Origin of the sequence: Terrabacter sp. RAF57, assembly GCF_052113925.1 — a bacterium.
Lineage (GTDB): Bacteria > Actinomycetota > Actinomycetes > Actinomycetales > Dermatophilaceae > Terrabacter.
Map to the genome: position 1 here is coordinate 522,760 of NZ_JBFRDT010000002.1, position 14,191 is coordinate 536,950.

Below are 14,191 nucleotides of genomic sequence, written 5' to 3' on the forward strand. Positions count from 1 at the left end.
GCAGGCTGGGGCCGTGATCTGGATCTGTGCGACGTGCGCCGTCGAGACCGATGACCTGCCCGAGCCTCCGGACGCGTGCGCCGTCTGCGAGGACGAGCGGCAGTGGGTGCCCGAGCAGGGGCAGCGCTGGACGACGGTGGACCGGCTGCGGGAGTCCGGGACGCGCATCCGCGTCGAGGCGGTCGAGGACGACCTCTGGGGGCTGCGCGCCGAGCCCGAGGTCGGCATCGGGCAGCAGACGATGGTCGTGCGCGTCCCCGAGGGGGTGTTGCTCTTCGACTGCGTCGGCTACATCGACGACGCCGCCGTCGAGCTCGTGCGATCGCTCGGGCCCACGCTCGCGGTGGCCTCGAGCCATCCGCACATGTACGGCGTGCAGACGGAGTGGGCCCGGGCGCTCGGCGACGTCCCGGTGCTCGTGGCCGCGCCCGACGCCGAGTGGGTGCGCCGGCGAGACCCGCTCGTCGAGCTCTATGACGAGCAGCGGCAGGTCGCACCGGGTCTGACGCTGCACCGCGTCGGCGGGCACTTCCGCGGTCAGGCCGTTGTCGAGTGGACGGCAGGCGCCGAAGGACGCGGGGTGCTGCTGGCGGGCGATGCCGTCTTCCCCAACCCAGACCGTCGGTCGATGAGCTTCATGCGCAGCTATCCGAACCGGATCCCCTTGTCGGGCAACGTCGTCCAGCGCGTTGCCGGTCAGCTGGAGGCCCTGCACTTCGACCGCCTCTACAACAACTTCGGCACCGCAGTGCCGTCAGGGGCCAAGGCCATGCTGCGACGGTCCGCCGACCGCCACGCGGCGTGGACGCGGGGAGACTTCGACCACCTGACGTGAGGACGCGGCGCCAGGTCGTGCCCGAGACGCGTCCAGTGGGTAGGTGCACCTCGACGGCGTCGTCCGGCGCCGCGCCACACCCGTGGAGGAGAAGCCATGAGCGACAACCCGCTGGACCCCGTGAGCGACGACCCGACGACCGAGGGCCCCGCTGACGGCGGAGCCGACACGAGCAGCCACGACGGTGGCGCCGACGGTGGCGCCGACACCGAGGGCCCCGCTGACGGCGGAGCCGACACGAGCAGCCACGACGGCGGCGCCGACGGTGGCGCCGACACCGAGGGCCCCGCTGACGGCGGAGCCGACACGAGCAGCCACGACGGCGGCGCCGACGGCGGGGCCGGAGCGGACCCGACCAGCTCGATCTGATGACCGCTGGCACGACGAGCCGGGTGCCCACGCACGAACGTGGGCGCTCGGCGCTCGGGCGTCTCGTCCCCTTCGCCGCCGACGAGTTCGCCAGGGACCACTGGTCGCACACGCCGGTCGTCACCAGGGCAGCCGACCTGCCGGGCGGACTGCTCGACCTCTTCGGCGAGGGCTCCGTCGACGAGCTCGTCTCCCGACGCGGGCTGCGCGCCCCCTTCCTGCGGGTCGCCCAGAACGGCCGCACGCTCGGTGACCGGGAGTTCACCCAGAGCGGAGGCGTCGGTGCATCCGTCGCCGACCAGGTGAGCGATGACAAGCTGCTCGGGCTCTTCGCCGACGGTGCCACCATCGTCCTGCAGGGGCTGCACCGCACGTGGGGACCTCTCATCGACTTCACCCAGCAGCTCGCGGAGGAGCTGGGGCACCCGGTCCAGGCCAACGCCTACGTCACGCCCAGCCAGAACACCGGCTTCAGCGACCACTACGACGTGCACGACGTCTTCGTGCTCCAGATGGCCGGGGAGAAGACCTGGCGCGTCCGGCCCCCGGTGCACGAGTCACCGCTGCGCGACGAGCCGTGGACCGACCACCGGGCCGAGGTCGAGGAGGCAGGACGTCGAGCACCTGACCACGAGTTCACGCTCCGTGCCGGTGACGTCCTCTACCTGCCGCGCGGCTGGGTGCACTCGGCCACCGCGCTCGGCGGGGTCAGCACGCACCTCACTCTCGGCGTCCACGTCTGGACGCGACGTCACGTGGCCGACGAGCTCGTGTCGATCGCGCTGGCCGAGGCCAGCCGCGACGAGGGCGTGCGCGCCTCGCTCGACGTCGCGCCGACGGGCTTCGACCACGAGGCCATCGCCCCCGACGTCGAGCTCGTGCGGGAAGCGCTTGTACGCGCCCTGGGCGAGATCGACGTGGCCACGGTCGTCGACGCCCTCGAGGCAAGAGCCCGCGGCTCGCAGCGCCCTGCGCCGATCAGCCCGCTCGCCCAGGTGGCGGCCGCGGAGGCCCTCCGACCCGAGACGACGCTCCGGCTCCGGCCGCACGTGGCCGCGCGGCTCGTGCCCTCGGGCGACGGCCCGGCTCGGCTGCGCAGCCGCCTCGCCGACTTCCCGGTCGAGTCGCACGACGTCGGCACCTTCGTGGCGCTCGTGGCGGGCGGAGTGCTGCGTGCCGACATGGTCGGGCTCGAGCTGGCTCGTCGGCTGATGCTCTCCGGCCTCCTCGTCGTCGCCGACGACTGAGGCACGACGTGGCCTCTCGACGGTTGATCCGTCGAGGGGCCACGTCGTGTCGGGTGGCGATGGTCGAGAGGTCAGTGGGTGCCGGGGCTCAGGCGGTGCCGGCCGCACTCAAGATCGCCTGGGCGCCGACGAGGCTCGGGCCGTACCAGGTGAGCAGGCGTCCGCTGACGAGCGCGGTGCGGGCCTGCGTGAAGGCCTCCGGACCGTCGGCCGCCGAGAAGACGTACGGCTCGTCGGGCAGCAGGACGGTCACGCCCTCACGGTCGAGGTCGGCCACCTCGACGTGCGGGTAGCGCTCCGGGGCGTTGGCGAGGACGTTGCGCCAGCCGAGCCGGGACACGAGGTCACCGGTGAAGGTGTCGCGCCCGACCGCCATCCACGGATCGCGCCAGATCGCCACGGCCACGTCGACGACGGGATCGGGCACGGGCCCACCCCACTCGCCCCGCGCGGCGACGAGCCAGTCGGGCGTGCCGACCTCGAGCACCTCGACGAAAAGTCGCTCGAGCGAGTCGAGCGCCCCCGGCACCGTCTCGATGTCGGTGACCCAGACGGGTATGCCGTCAGCCCGCAGCCGCCGGACGTCGAGCTCGCGGTTCTCCTCCTTGTTGACCACGACGAGATCCGGCTCGAGAGCCGCGATGGCCCTGAGGTCGGGGTTCTTGGTGCCCCGAACCCGTTGCACCGCAAGACCTTTCGGATGCGTGCACCAGTCGGTCGCGCCGACGAGCCGCTCCGGGCACGTCGTCGCCAGCGCCTCGGTGATCGACGGCACCAACGACACGACCCGGCGCGGCGGTGTCGGCAACGACACGGCATACGCCAGGTCGTCGGCGAGTGTCACCGGCACGGTTCGTGGCCTTTCGACGGTTGCGGGGTGGGTCAGACGTTGCGGCGGTACTGGCCACCGACCTCGAAGAAGGCCTCGGTCACCTGCTGGAGCGAGCACACCCGCGCCGCCCGCATGAGGACGTCGAAGACGTTGCCGCCCTCGATGGCAACGGCCTTGAGCTCCTCGAGCGCCGCCGCCGCCTCGACCTCGTGCTCTGCGCGGAACGCCCGGACGCGCGAGAGCTGGCTCTGCTTCTCCTCCTCGGTGCCACGGGCGAGCACGACCGTGCGGGGCACGTCACCCTCGTGCGGGTTGCGGAAGGTGTTGACGCCGATGATCGGCAGGCTGCCGTCGTGCTTGCGGTGCTCGTAGAGCATCGACTCGTCCTGGATGCGGCCACGCTGATAGCCGGTCTCCATGGCCCCGAGCACGCCGCCGCGCTCGGTGATGCGGTCGAACTCCTTGAGGACGGCCGCCTCGACGAGGTCGGTCAGCTCGTCGACGACGAACGAGCCCTGGAGCGGGTTCTCGTTCATCGCGAGCCCCCACTCGCGGTTGATGATGAGCTGGATGGCGAGGGCGCGACGCACCGACTCCTCCGACGGGGTCGTCACGGCCTCGTCGAAAGCGTTGGTGTGCAAGGAGTTCGCGTTGTCGTAGATCGCGATGAGCGCCTGGAGCGTCGTACGGATGTCGTTGAAGTCCATCTCCTGCGCGTGGAGCGAGCGACCCGACGTCTGCACGTGGTACTTCAGCTTCTGGGACCGCTCACCCGCGTTGTACTTCTCCTTCATCGCCACGGCCCAGATGCGGCGGGCCACGCGTCCGAGCACGGAGTACTCCGGGTCCATGCCGTTGCTGAAGAAGAAGCTGAGGTTGGGCGCGAAGTCGTCGACCGCCATGCCGCGCGCGAGGTAGCTCTCGACGTAGGTGAAGCCGTTGGCGAGGGTGAAGGCGAGTTGGCTGATGGGGTTCGCCCCGGCCTCGGCGATGTGGTAGCCGGAGATGGACACGGAGTAGAAGTTGCGGACCTTCCGCTCGATGAACCACTCCTGGATGTCGGCCATCATCTTGAGGCTGAACTCGGTGCTGAAGATGCAGGTGTTCTGGCCCTGGTCCTCCTTGAGGATGTCGGCCTGCACCGTGCCGCGGACGTTGGCGAGGGCGTATGCCGTGAGCTCCTCGCGCTCGACGTCGCCGGGCTCCCTGCCCTCCCGCGCCCGGAAGGCGTCGACCTGCTGGTCGATGGCGGTGTTGAGGAAGAAGGCGAGGATCGTCGGCGCCGGACCGTTGATCGTCATGGAGACGCTCGTCGTCGGCGACACCAGGTCGAAGCCGTCGTAGAGGGCCTTCATGTCGTCGAGCGTGGCGACGGAGACGCCCGAGGTGCCGACCTTGCCGTAGACGTCGGGGCGCGGGTCGGGGTCGCGGCCGTAGAGCGTCACGGAGTCGAAAGCCGTGGACAGGCGGGTGGCCGGCTGCCCCTCGGAGACGAGCTTGAAGCGGCGGTTGGTGCGGAACGGGTCACCCTCCCCCGCGAACATGCGCGCCGGGTCCTCCCCCTCGCGCTTGAACGGGAAGACTCCGGCGGTGAAGGGGTAGTAGCCGGGGAGGTTCTCGCGGCGCAGGAAACTGACGAGCTCGCCGTGGTCGCGGTAGCGAGGCAGTGAGACTCGGGGGATCTTGTTGCCCGACAGCGACTCCCGGGTCAGGGTGTTGCGGATCTCCTTGCCCCGGATCGTCACGACCTGCTCGTCGCCGGAGTAGGACTCGACGACGGAGGGCCAGTCGGCGAGCGCGCTCGCCACGTCGGTCGGCACGTCGGTGCGGGCATGGTCGAGGAGGGCCTCGACGGCGTCGACCGCGCTCTCGGCGCTGTCGACGTCGTCGGCCGCCGCTGCGGCCGCGAGCTCCCCGCGCACCAACTCGAGCCGCTGCACCCTGCTGGCCGCGGCGGCATACCGCTCGGTGGCCTCGTGGTAGCCGCGGACCGTGTCGCTGATCTCGGCGAGGTAGCGCACCCGGGACGCGGGCACGATGGTCGCGATGCGGGTGGACTGCCTCGTGGCGACGCGCGGCAGCACGCCCTCGTCGACGGGCATCCCCTTCTCCGAGAGCAACTCGCGCAGCTGCTGGTAGAGCGCGGTGACGCCGTCGTCGTTGAAGGTGGCCGCCGAGGTGCCGTAGACGGGCATGTCGGCCGGACTCTTGCCGAAGGCCTCGCGGTTGCGCACCATCTGGCGGCCGACGTCGCGCAGGGCGTCCTCGGCGCCGCGGCGCTCGAACTTGTTGATGGCCACGACGTCGGCGCGGTCGAGCATGTCGATCTTCTCGAGCTGGCTGCTGGCGCCGAACTCCGGCGTCATGACGTAGAGGGAGACGTCGGCGTAGTCGATGACGGCGGCGTCGCCCTGGCCGATGCCCGGCGTCTCGAGGATGACGAGGTCGAAGCCGGCAGCGCGCACGACGTCGAGGACGTCATCGAGGTGCGTCGGCACCTGCGAGCCGCCGCGCGTGGCGAGGCTCCGGAAGAAGACGCGGTCGCCGTCGAGCGAGCTCATCCGGATGCGGTCACCGAGGAGCGCTCCGCCGCCACGGCTGCGGGTCGGGTCGACGGCGAGCACGGCGACCCGCAGCTTGTCCTGCTGGTCGAGGCGCAGCCGGCGGATCAGCTCGTCGGTGAGGCTCGACTTGCCGGAGCCTCCGGTGCCGGTGATGCCGAGGACCGGCACGCGACGCCGGCCGGCCGCCTCGCGGATGCCCGAGAGCACGGCGTCGTCGATGTCACCCTCCTGCGCGCCGGTGATGGCGCGCGCCACGGCGGCCCGCTCGCCGGCGAGCACGGCCTCGAGTGCGGGCGCACCGAGCTCCCACGGGTCGAAGTCGCAGTCGGCGACGACGGTGTTGATCATGCCGGCGAGGCCGAGGCGCTGGCCGTCCTCGGGGCTGAAGATCGTGACGCCGGACTCACGCAGCCGCGCGATCTCCTCGGGGACGATGACGCCGCCGCCCCCGCCGACCACGCGGACGTGGCCGGCGCCGTTCTCCTCGAGCAACTTCACGAGGTACTCGAAGTACTCGACGTGCCCGCCCTGGTAGGAGCTGACGGCGACGCCCTGGACGTCCTCCTCGATCGCCGCGTCGACGACCTCCTGGACCGAGCGGTTGTGCCCGAGGTGGATGACCTCGGCTCCCTGCGTCTGCATGATGCGCCGCATGATGTTGATCGACGCGTCGTGCCCGTCGAAGAGGCTGCTCGCCGTGACGAGGCGGACGTGGTGGGACGGCTGGTGGTGATCGCGCTTCGTTGCGTCGGACATGGAAAAATAGTAKGACTTCCTACTAATGGACGTCAACGCGTCGGCGTCCTACGATGGCGCCATGAGTGCGCAGACCAACGCCGAGGGCGGCATGAGCGCCGGAGCGGGCGGCGGCGCGAGCGCCGGCGTCGCCGCCGGGTCCGGCCTCGGCTTCGACCCGATCGCCCGGGCGCGGGAGCAGTGGGTCGAGCAGGGCTGGGGCCCGGCCGCCGACGGGATGGCCGCCATCACCTCGCTCATGCGCGCGCACCAGATCGTGCTCGCCCGCGTCGAGGCGACGCTCCGGCCGCTCGGGGTGACCTTCGCGCGCTACGAGGTGCTCATGCTCCTGTGGTTCAGCCGGCGCGGGTCCCTCCCGATGAAGGTCATCGGCAGCCGCCTGCAGGTGCACCCCACGAGCGTGACCAACGCGGTCGACCGCCTTGAGGACGCCGGGCTCGTGACGCGCTCGACGCATCCCGAGGACCGGCGCGCGATGCTCGTCGCCCTCACCCCGACCGGCCGCGAGCTCGCGGAGCGGGCCACCAAGGCCCTCAACGCCGAGGTCTTCGAGCAGCCCGACCTCGGAGCCACCGACGTCCGCTCGCTCGTCGACGTCCTGACGCGGCTGCGACGCGACGCGGGCGACTTCTGACCCAGTTCGTTACGCGGACCGGCAGCGGCCGGGGCGCGACCTCGGCAGACTGGGGGGCATGCCCGACACCCCGCTGCCCCCGGACCACCTCGACCGGCTCGCGCAGCAGCGGCGGTCGTTGCGCGAGCTCGCGCGCGCCGCGCAGCGGCCCGGCGGAGGGTTCGGATGGCTCGGCGACGACGGGAGGCTCGACCCGGCATACGGCGTCGAGCTGTGGATCACGGCACGGATGACCCACGTCGCCGCCCTGGCGGTGCTCGAGGGCGACACGTCGTTCGAGGCGGTCGTCGACCACGGCGTCGCGACCTTCGCCCCCGGCGGCCTGCTCCACGATCCCGAGCACGGTGGCTGGTTCGCGTCGGTCCACGGCGACGGCACGCCCGACGTGTCCGACAAGCGGGCCTACGAGCACGCGTTCGTCGTGCTCGCCGCGACCTCCGCGTCAGCCGCCCGGCGTCCCGGGGCGGACGACCTGCTCGACCGCGCGCTGCAGACCTACGAGCAGCGCTTCTGGCGGGAGTCCGACGGTCTCGCCCTCGACGTCTGGGACCGCACGTGGACCGACCTCGAGGACTACCGCGGCGTCAACGCCAACATGCACTCGCTCGAGGCCCTGCTCGCGGCGTGGGACGTCACGCGCGACCCGCGTTGGCTCGGTCACGCGCTCCGGATCACCGAGCGCGTCGTGCACGGCTTCGCCCGCTCGTGGAACTACCGCCTCCCCGAGCACTTCGACTCGTCCTGGGAGCCGCGCCCCGACTACAACCGCGAGCGACCGACCGACAAGTTCCGCCCGTTCGGCGTGACGCCCGGCCACCTGCTCGAGTGGTCGAGGCTGTCGCTGCACCTGCGCCACGCCCTCGGGGCCGAGGCGCCGGCGTGGCTGCTCGACGAGGCGCGCTCGCTCTTCGACGTCGCGGTGCACGAGGGCTGGGACGTCGACGGGCACGAGGGCTTCGTCTACACGACCGACTTCGAGGGTCGGCCCGTCGTGCGGGACCGGCTGCACTGGGTCGTCGCCGAGGCCATCGGCGCCGCCCGCACACTCCACCTCGCGACCGGCGACCCGACGTATGCCGCCTGGTACGACCGGTGGTGGGAGCACGCCCACGCGTGGTTCGTCGACCCCGAGCAGGGGTCGTGGCGCCACGAGCTCTCACCCGAGCTCGCGCCGTCGAGCGTCGTCTGGCAGGGACGCCCGGACGTCTACCACGCCTACCAGGCGTGCCTCGTCGGCGCGCTCGGCGAGATCACGTCGTTCGCCGGGGCCCTCCGGGACGGGCACCTCCAGTCGGCTCGGACCGCCTAGTCCTGCTGCCGGTCGACGAGGGCCCAGATCTCGCTCTCCGGGTAGCGGCGATGTCCGCCCAGCGTCCGCAGCGCGTGGAGCCGGCCGGTCCGTGCCCACCGGCTGACGGTCTTGGGATCGACGCGGAAGATCGTCGCGACCTCCGCCGGGGTCAACAGCCTCTCGACCGCTGTGTCATTTCCGTCCATCTCAGTCCGCCTCGCGCGATCGCAGCGTCAGTGGAGGTCACGGACTCGGGGCTGGCTGCTCAACCCCGAGTCCGAAGGATCCCGGATCCCGGCACGCCCTGCGGCGACGGTCGCCGGCTCCCGACACCTGTCACGGTACGGACAGTTCATTCGACAATCAAGCGACCAGACCAACGAACGAGACGGCCTCAGTAGATTGAGCGCATGAGCCCCCGCGCCCAGGCCCGCGACGACGCGACGGTCGCCCTGAGAGAGCTGATCCTCGCCGGTGAGCGCTACCGCATCGCGGTGGCCGCGCGCCTCGACCTCTCGGTCAACGAGAGTCGGACCATCAGCTACCTCCTGGCCCGTGGCGCCATGGGCCAGACCGAGCTCTCGACCGCCCTCGGCCTGACGACGAGCTCGACGACGACGCTCCTCGACCGCCTTGAGCAGCGCGAGATGGTGCGACGCGTCCCCGACCCGACCGACCGGCGGCGCAGCTCGGTGGAGATCCCCGAGTCGGGCGTGCTCCGGCTCCGCGAGGTCAGGGACTGGCTGCCCCAGGCCTTCGACGCGTTCGACGGGGACGACCTGCACGACGTGGCCGCCACGCTGGGGACCCTCGCCGCCTCGCTGCGCGAGGTCACCACCCGGATCGACACCTCGCACACGTCGAGCCCCGGGCGCCGCAAGCGCCACTGAGCGCGGCGTCGTCCAGACCGGTCGTGCCTCAGCCGATGACGCGGTCGAGGAAGGCGTTGCCGAAGACGCGTTCCGGGTCGACCCTCGCCCGCAGCGACCGGAAGTCGGCCATCCGCGGGTAGAGCGGCTCGAGCTCGTCGACGCCCGCGACGAAGCACTTGCCCCAGTGCGGCCGCGCCCCGAGCGGCAGGAGGGCTGCCTCGACCGCCGGCAGGACGGCATACACGCGCTCGACGTCGCGGACCCACGTGAAGTGCACGGCCACGACGTCGTGCCCGTGCGAGCCGCTGAGCCAGAGGCCGTCGGCGGCGACGGTGCGCAGCTCCGAGACCTGGAGCACCGGCGCCATGAGGTTCCGGAGGCCGCGGAGGCGCTCGATCGCGGTGAGGGCGTGCTCGCGGGGCAGGAGGTACTCGCTCTGGAGCTCCTCGCCGCGGCTCGGGGTGAAGCCCATCCGGAAGTGCGGCAGCCGGTCGAGCCACGGGCCCGGCACGCCGCCCTGGGCCGTCACCGACTCCGGGTCGGCACCGTCGAGCATGTGCATCGTCGTGGTCGCCGGCACCGCGCCGAACGGCTCGCAGGGCGCCTGCTCGCCGCGGCTCTTGAGCCAGACCTGGTCGATGCCCGCCTCGCCCCACCGGGTGAAGAGGCTGACGCTGTAGGCGCTGCTCGTGACCGCGTCGAGCCCGGAGGTGAGCGCGTCCCACGACAGGCCGGTGAAGACGTCCTGTCGCACGTCGTAGGTGGGCTCGACGTCGAGGGCGGCGGAGGTGACGATCCCGAGCGCACCGAGGGCGACGACGCTGCCCTCGAAGTCGGCGTCCCCACGGCTGACGGTGCGCAGCTCACCGTCGGGACCGACGAGGTCGAGGGAGGCGACGGCCGTTGCGAGAGAGCCGTTTCCGGCGCCCGAGCCGTGCGTGCCGGTGGCGACGGCACCCGCGACGGAGATGTGAGGGAGCGACGCGAGGTTGCCGAGGGCCCACCCCGCCGCGTGCAGCCGGGTCGCCACCTGGCCGTATGCCGCGTGCCCCGTCACGCGGGCCGTGCGGGTCGTCGGGTCGACGACCACGGCGGTCGGCAGGTCGAGGAGCGAGACGAGCACGCCGTGGTCAGCGTCCGTGATGTCGGTCAGGTCGGTGAAGCTGTGCCGCGACCCGAGGGCGCGCACGCGCGGGGCCGCCGCGACGAGCTCTTGCAGGTGCTCGACCGAGCGCACCCCCTCGATCGGGGACCGGTAGGTGTGACTGCCGGCCCAGTTCGTCTCCGCCATGGCCCCAGTCTGCCCGCGGCGGCCGAGGCGAGGTCAGCAGTGTCAGGTCTGGTGACGCCGGCGGTGGCTGCGGTCCTCGTGGAGCTCGGGGTGGACGTCCTCGGGCAGCTCCTCGGGCTCGGCACCCTCGCCCGGACGGGCCACGCCCCAGCCGTCGGCGGTGATGGTGTCGACGGGCGGGTTGCCGACGAGGTGGGAGCGCTCGGCTCCCTCCGGGTGGTCGCGACGCGCCTGCTCGGTGTCGTCGCGATGCTTGTTGAGCGACTCGCTGGAGTCGCGTCCGGCTCGACGGGGCCCCACGATGACGAGGCCGATCACGAGGATCACGACGACGGCCAGCATGACGATGAGTCCTACACGATCACCCATGGGCACCTCCAGGGTCCGATGCGTCACTCCCGACGGTACTCCCGTCGGCTCCGCGTGAGGCCCGTTGTGCGCGAACGGATGCCGCGCGGGTCGCGCAGCCCGCAGCGGCCCGGAGCTGCTCGGATCGCCGGGGTCAGTGTGCGTCGCGGGCGGCCCGGGCCGCGGCGACCTTCGCCGCGCGCTCGCGCGCGAGCCGGGCCGTCGGGTCATTGCCCTCGCCCAGCTGCGCCGGGCCGAAGACGGTCAGGGCGACCAGGCGCAGGCGGTAGCCGATGCGGTACCCGATCGAGAGTCCGTCACGGGGCGTCGATCTCGACACGATGCTGCCTCCAGTTAGTTAGTGCACTAACTGTTAGTGTACACAGATCCAGCCACCACGACGACGAGGCCTCGATGACCCGCAGCGCCACCGCCCGCACCACGCCGCGACCGACCACCCGCTTCGGAGAGACCGCCGGCTCCACCGTCTCCCCCGACGACCTGCTCAAGCTCGACCAGCAGGTCTGCTTCGCCCTCGCCGTGGCGGCCCGCAACGTCATCGGGCTCTACCGCCCGGTGCTCGAGCCCCTCGGGCTCACCCACCCGCAGTACCTCGTCATGCTCGCCCYCTGGGAGCGGTCACCCCTCACCGTCCGTGAGATCGGCCGGCTCCTCAGCCTCGAGCCGGCCACGCTCTCGCCCCTGCTCAAGCGGCTCGAGGCCGCAGGTCTCGTGACGCGCGACCGGCACCCCGACGACGAGCGTGCCCTCGCCATCACCCTGACGCCGCGCGGCCGGCGGCTGCGCGAGCAGGCGCTCGACGTGCCGCCGCAGATCGTCGAGCGGCTCGGGGTGCGGGTCGAGGACCTCCAGGCGCTGCACGCCTCACTGACCCGGGTCATCGCCGCCACGACGGTGACCGACTGAGCGCGACCCGACGGGGCGCGACGGCCCGGGTACGCCGCTGGGCCCGGGTACGCCGCTGGGCCCGGGTATGCCGCTGGGGCCCGGACATCGGTCCGGGCCCAGCGGGTCGTCGGCTCGTCGCGAGCCGGGAGGTCGGACGTGGGGCAGGCGGGTCAGGCCGCGGGTCGGTGGTCGACGAGGGCGCTGAGCGCATCCTGCAGTCGCCCGAAGACCTCGGGGTCGCCGAGCACGTCGGTGTCGATGGTCGTCTGCGACACGATGACGTCGTCGAGCACGACGGCACCGGCGATGCCTGCCGACCGACGGGTGTCGTCGTGGGCCCACTTGCCGCCGTAGGGGGTCGGGGTCGCGCCGACGACGGCGAAGGGCTTGCCGGTGATGGCGCCCTGACCGTAGGGGCGGGACAGCCAGTCGATGGCGTTGTTGAGCACGGCAGGCATGGTGCCGTTGTACTCCGGCGTCACGGCGAGCACGCGGTCGGCGCCCGCGACGCTCTCGCGCAGCTGGGCAGCCGTGGCAGGCACGTCGTCGCCGTCGATGTCCTCGTTGTAGAACGGCAGGGCGCCGAGGCCGTCGATGATGTCGATCTCGACACCCTCGGGCGCCTGGTCGCGCAGCGACTCGGCGATGCGACGGTTGACGGACTCGGTGCGCAGGCTTCCGACGAGGACGGCGACGCGCGTGCGGGTAGGGGCAGCAGTGGTCATGGGAGAACAAACGGACCGCGGTCCGCTTGTATTCCCGAGGGCGACCGGTCATCGCGGTCGCCCTGCACGCTCCGTCGTCCGACCTAGGATCACGACCGTGTCCACCGAGCCACCGCTCTTCGACCTGCACCGCCGCCCCGAGCGGCGTGACGCGGCGCGCAACCGCGAGCTCCTCCTCGACGCCGCGCACCGGCTCGTCGACCGCGACGGGGTCGACGCGGTGACGATGGATGCCGTCGCCGCCGAGGCCGGTGTCGGCAAGGGCACGGTGTTCCGTCGCTTCGGCAGCCGCGCCGGCCTCATGTCGGCCCTCCTCGACCACGGCGAGGCACGGTGGCAGGGCCGGGTCATCTCCGGTCCACCACCCCTCGGACCCGGCGCGCCCGCGCTCGACCGGCTCCTCGCCTTCGGCGAGTCCCGGCTCGAGCGCACCCTCGTCAGCGGCGACCTCATGGTGCGGTCGCCTTCCTCGTGGCCCACGTGCGCCACCTGCTCGCCGAGCTCGACGTGACCGGGGACCTGCCGGTCCTGGCCCTGTCCCTCCTCGCCCCGCTCGACGTGACCTTCGTCCTGCCCCAGCTCGAGGCCGGCGTGACCCGCGAGCGCATCCTCGCCACCTGGACCGATCTCGTGCGTCGCGTCGTCGAGGCCGGCTGAGCCTCACCTCCCGGTCGGTCGCTGCGAGGCCGCGGCCGCGCCGAGGTCGGCCGGCTGCAGGCGGTGCCGCGGCTCCGGGTCGACGACGGCCCGCTCGGTCACCGACAGGTCCGGGCCGACCCGGACGAGGACGCCGGGGTCGAGCATCCGCCACGCGGGGTCGTCGTCGAGGCGCTCGCTCGCGACGACGACGCACGGTGCGTCGGCCAGCTCGTCGCTGACGACGTGCGTGCCGGTGTCACTGCGGTGGTCGAGGACCTCGCCGGGCTGCCGACGGTCGAGCAGCCACAGGGCGTGGGTGTCGGGGTAGCGGCACGCCCACAGCTCGGTGGGCGTCGTCAGGACGACGTTGACGGCATACACGGGCAGGTGCCGGGCCACCCAGCCGAGGGCACGCTCCATCCCCACGGCCACGTCCCCGCCGGCAGCGGCGGTCTCGGCGGACACGAGCGCGAAGAGGCGCTCGGAGTCGGTGTCGCCGCGCACCGTCGCCATCGCCGCGCCGAGGTGCTCCTCGAGACGGGGCAGCCCCTGGACCACACCGTTGTGCGCGAAGAGCCGGCCGTCGAGCTCGAAGGGGTGGGTGTTCTCGGGGCGCGGCTCGGTGCCGGACGAGTGGCGGACGTGCGCCACGAAGGTCGCACTGCGCCGTTCCTTCGCCTCGCTCGCGAAGTCCGCGTCGTCCCAGGCCGCCAGCGCCTGCTTCTCCACGACCGGGCGGCCGGCCTCGTCGAAGGTGCCGAGGCCCGTGCCGTCGGGGTTGCGGTGCGACTGGCGACTCAGGCTGTCCGGTGCGTCGAGGAGCCAGAACGTCGCGGACACCCGCGCGCGACCGGCACTCATCCCGAAGAGACGACACAC

Annotated in this window: 17 protein-coding genes; 9 read left to right on the forward strand and 8 right to left on the reverse strand. The window is 72.2% G+C overall.

Annotation, left to right across the window (positions count from 1 at the left end; all coding sequences use genetic code 11):
* Nucleotides 1–13 precede the first annotated feature (13 nt).
* From AB4Y83_RS04320 to AB4Y83_RS04330, 3 genes are all read left to right on the forward strand, one after another.
* Entirely contained in the window at nt 14–835 is an 822-nt protein-coding gene (locus tag AB4Y83_RS04320) for a hydrolase (protein ID WP_442275237.1), read from the forward strand.
* A 96-nt stretch (nt 836–931) separates the two neighbouring features.
* Nucleotides 932–1,204, forward strand: coding sequence for a hypothetical protein (locus tag AB4Y83_RS04325; protein WP_020143298.1), 273 nt, complete (start codon nt 932–934; stop codon nt 1,202–1,204).
* Complete coding sequence (locus AB4Y83_RS04330) at nt 1,204–2,451, forward strand: cupin domain-containing protein (RefSeq protein ID WP_442296112.1); 1,248 nt, start codon at nt 1,204–1,206, stop codon at nt 2,449–2,451. The genes AB4Y83_RS04325 and AB4Y83_RS04330 overlap by 1 nt, the downstream gene beginning before the upstream one ends.
* Nucleotides 2,452–2,539: 88 nt before the next feature.
* Here AB4Y83_RS04330 and AB4Y83_RS04335 read toward each other — a convergent pair whose 3' ends face one another.
* Nucleotides 2,540–3,301: a helical backbone metal receptor gene (locus AB4Y83_RS04335; RefSeq protein WP_442275239.1), complete on the reverse strand. Its 762-nt coding sequence runs from the start codon at nt 3,299–3,301 to the stop codon at nt 2,540–2,542.
* Between the two features lie 32 nt (nt 3,302–3,333).
* Nucleotides 3,334–6,603 carry a fused isobutyryl-CoA mutase/GTPase IcmF gene (gene icmF, locus AB4Y83_RS04340; protein WP_442296113.1) on the reverse strand — a complete coding sequence of 1,090 codons (3,270 nt, stop codon included), beginning with the start codon at nt 6,601–6,603 and terminating at the stop codon, nt 3,334–3,336.
* A 91-nt stretch (nt 6,604–6,694) separates the two neighbouring features.
* Between icmF and AB4Y83_RS04345 the strand changes: the two genes are divergently transcribed.
* Nucleotides 6,695–7,237, forward strand: a complete 543-nt coding sequence (locus AB4Y83_RS04345) for a MarR family winged helix-turn-helix transcriptional regulator (protein WP_442296195.1) — start codon at nt 6,695–6,697, stop codon at nt 7,235–7,237.
* Nucleotides 7,238–7,295: 58 nt separating this feature from the next.
* Nucleotides 7,296–8,546: an AGE family epimerase/isomerase gene (locus AB4Y83_RS04350; protein WP_442275241.1), complete on the forward strand. Its 1,251-nt coding sequence runs from the start codon at nt 7,296–7,298 to the stop codon at nt 8,544–8,546.
* On the opposite strand, the gene AB4Y83_RS04355 is transcribed toward AB4Y83_RS04350, so the two are convergent.
* Entirely contained in the window at nt 8,543–8,734 is a 192-nt protein-coding gene (locus AB4Y83_RS04355; RefSeq protein ID WP_028785469.1) for a BldC family transcriptional regulator, read from the reverse strand. The genes AB4Y83_RS04350 and AB4Y83_RS04355 overlap by 4 nt on opposite strands.
* Before the next feature lie 204 nt (nt 8,735–8,938).
* Between AB4Y83_RS04355 and AB4Y83_RS04360 the strand changes: the two genes are divergently transcribed.
* Nucleotides 8,939–9,418, forward strand: a complete 480-nt coding sequence (locus tag AB4Y83_RS04360; protein ID WP_442275242.1) for a MarR family winged helix-turn-helix transcriptional regulator — start codon at nt 8,939–8,941, stop codon at nt 9,416–9,418.
* A gap of 28 nt (nt 9,419–9,446) precedes the next feature.
* On the opposite strand, the gene AB4Y83_RS04365 is transcribed toward AB4Y83_RS04360, so the two are convergent.
* The 3 genes from AB4Y83_RS04365 to AB4Y83_RS04375 all read right to left on the reverse strand — a co-directional run bounded on the left by AB4Y83_RS04365 (nt 9,447) and on the right by AB4Y83_RS04375 (nt 11,379).
* On the reverse strand, nt 9,447–10,691 hold the full coding sequence (locus AB4Y83_RS04365; protein WP_442296114.1) for a D-arabinono-1,4-lactone oxidase: 1,245 nt from the start codon (nt 10,689–10,691) through the stop codon (nt 9,447–9,449).
* Between the two features lie 42 nt (nt 10,692–10,733).
* Nucleotides 10,734–11,060 (reverse strand): hypothetical protein, encoded by a 327-nt coding sequence (locus AB4Y83_RS04370; protein WP_442275244.1) that lies wholly within the window; start codon nt 11,058–11,060, stop codon nt 10,734–10,736.
* Between the two features lie 133 nt (nt 11,061–11,193).
* Nucleotides 11,194–11,379: a hypothetical protein gene (locus tag AB4Y83_RS04375; RefSeq protein WP_442275245.1), complete on the reverse strand. Its 186-nt coding sequence runs from the start codon at nt 11,377–11,379 to the stop codon at nt 11,194–11,196.
* Nucleotides 11,380–11,453: 74 nt separating this feature from the next.
* Between AB4Y83_RS04375 and AB4Y83_RS04380 the strand changes: the two genes are divergently transcribed.
* On the forward strand, nt 11,454–11,966 hold the full coding sequence (locus AB4Y83_RS04380; protein ID WP_442296115.1) for a MarR family winged helix-turn-helix transcriptional regulator: 513 nt from the start codon (nt 11,454–11,456) through the stop codon (nt 11,964–11,966).
* A 152-nt stretch (nt 11,967–12,118) separates the two neighbouring features.
* On the opposite strand, the gene AB4Y83_RS04385 is transcribed toward AB4Y83_RS04380, so the two are convergent.
* Entirely contained in the window at nt 12,119–12,673 is a 555-nt protein-coding gene (locus AB4Y83_RS04385) for an NADPH-dependent FMN reductase (RefSeq protein ID WP_442275247.1), read from the reverse strand.
* 97 nt (nt 12,674–12,770) lie between these two features.
* On the opposite strand from AB4Y83_RS04385, the gene AB4Y83_RS04390 reads away from it, so the two are divergent.
* The gene (locus tag AB4Y83_RS04390; RefSeq protein ID WP_442296116.1) at nt 12,771–13,184 is read left to right on the forward strand and encodes a TetR/AcrR family transcriptional regulator; all 414 of its coding nucleotides are present in this window, start codon (nt 12,771–12,773) and stop codon (nt 13,182–13,184) included.
* On the forward strand, nt 13,154–13,330 hold the full coding sequence (locus AB4Y83_RS04395; RefSeq protein WP_442296117.1) for a hypothetical protein: 177 nt from the start codon (nt 13,154–13,156) through the stop codon (nt 13,328–13,330). Before AB4Y83_RS04390 ends, AB4Y83_RS04395 begins: the two co-directional genes overlap by 31 nt.
* 3 nt (nt 13,331–13,333) lie before the next feature.
* Here the strand turns inward: AB4Y83_RS04395 and AB4Y83_RS04400 are convergent, their stop codons facing one another.
* A complete protein-coding gene (locus tag AB4Y83_RS04400) occupies nt 13,334–14,191 on the reverse strand; it encodes a class II glutamine amidotransferase (protein WP_442296118.1) in 858 nt (285 codons plus the stop codon).

Excerpts from the sequence above, each read along its gene's own strand:
- AB4Y83_RS04355 (WP_028785469.1), bottom strand. The coding sequence starts at position 8,734 with ATGGACGGAAATGACACAGCGGTCGAGAGGCTGTTGACCCCGGCGGAG.
- icmF (WP_442296113.1), bottom strand. The coding sequence starts at position 6,603 with ATGTCCGACGCAACGAAGCGCGATCACCACCAGCCGTCCCACCACGTC.
- AB4Y83_RS04385 (WP_442275247.1), bottom strand. The coding sequence starts at position 12,673 with ATGACCACTGCTGCCCCTACCCGCACGCGCGTCGCCGTCCTCGTCGGA.
- AB4Y83_RS04330 (WP_442296112.1), top strand. The coding sequence starts at position 1,204 with ATGACCGCTGGCACGACGAGCCGGGTGCCCACGCACGAACGTGGGCGC.
- AB4Y83_RS04370 (WP_442275244.1), bottom strand. The coding sequence starts at position 11,060 with ATGGGTGATCGTGTAGGACTCATCGTCATGCTGGCCGTCGTCGTGATC.
- AB4Y83_RS04325 (WP_020143298.1), top strand. The coding sequence starts at position 932 with ATGAGCGACAACCCGCTGGACCCCGTGAGCGACGACCCGACGACCGAG.
- AB4Y83_RS04360 (WP_442275242.1), top strand. The coding sequence starts at position 8,939 with ATGAGCCCCCGCGCCCAGGCCCGCGACGACGCGACGGTCGCCCTGAGA.
- AB4Y83_RS04350 (WP_442275241.1), top strand. The coding sequence starts at position 7,296 with ATGCCCGACACCCCGCTGCCCCCGGACCACCTCGACCGGCTCGCGCAG.
- AB4Y83_RS04345 (WP_442296195.1), top strand. The coding sequence starts at position 6,695 with ATGAGCGCCGGAGCGGGCGGCGGCGCGAGCGCCGGCGTCGCCGCCGGG.
- AB4Y83_RS04365 (WP_442296114.1), bottom strand. The coding sequence starts at position 10,691 with ATGGCGGAGACGAACTGGGCCGGCAGTCACACCTACCGGTCCCCGATC.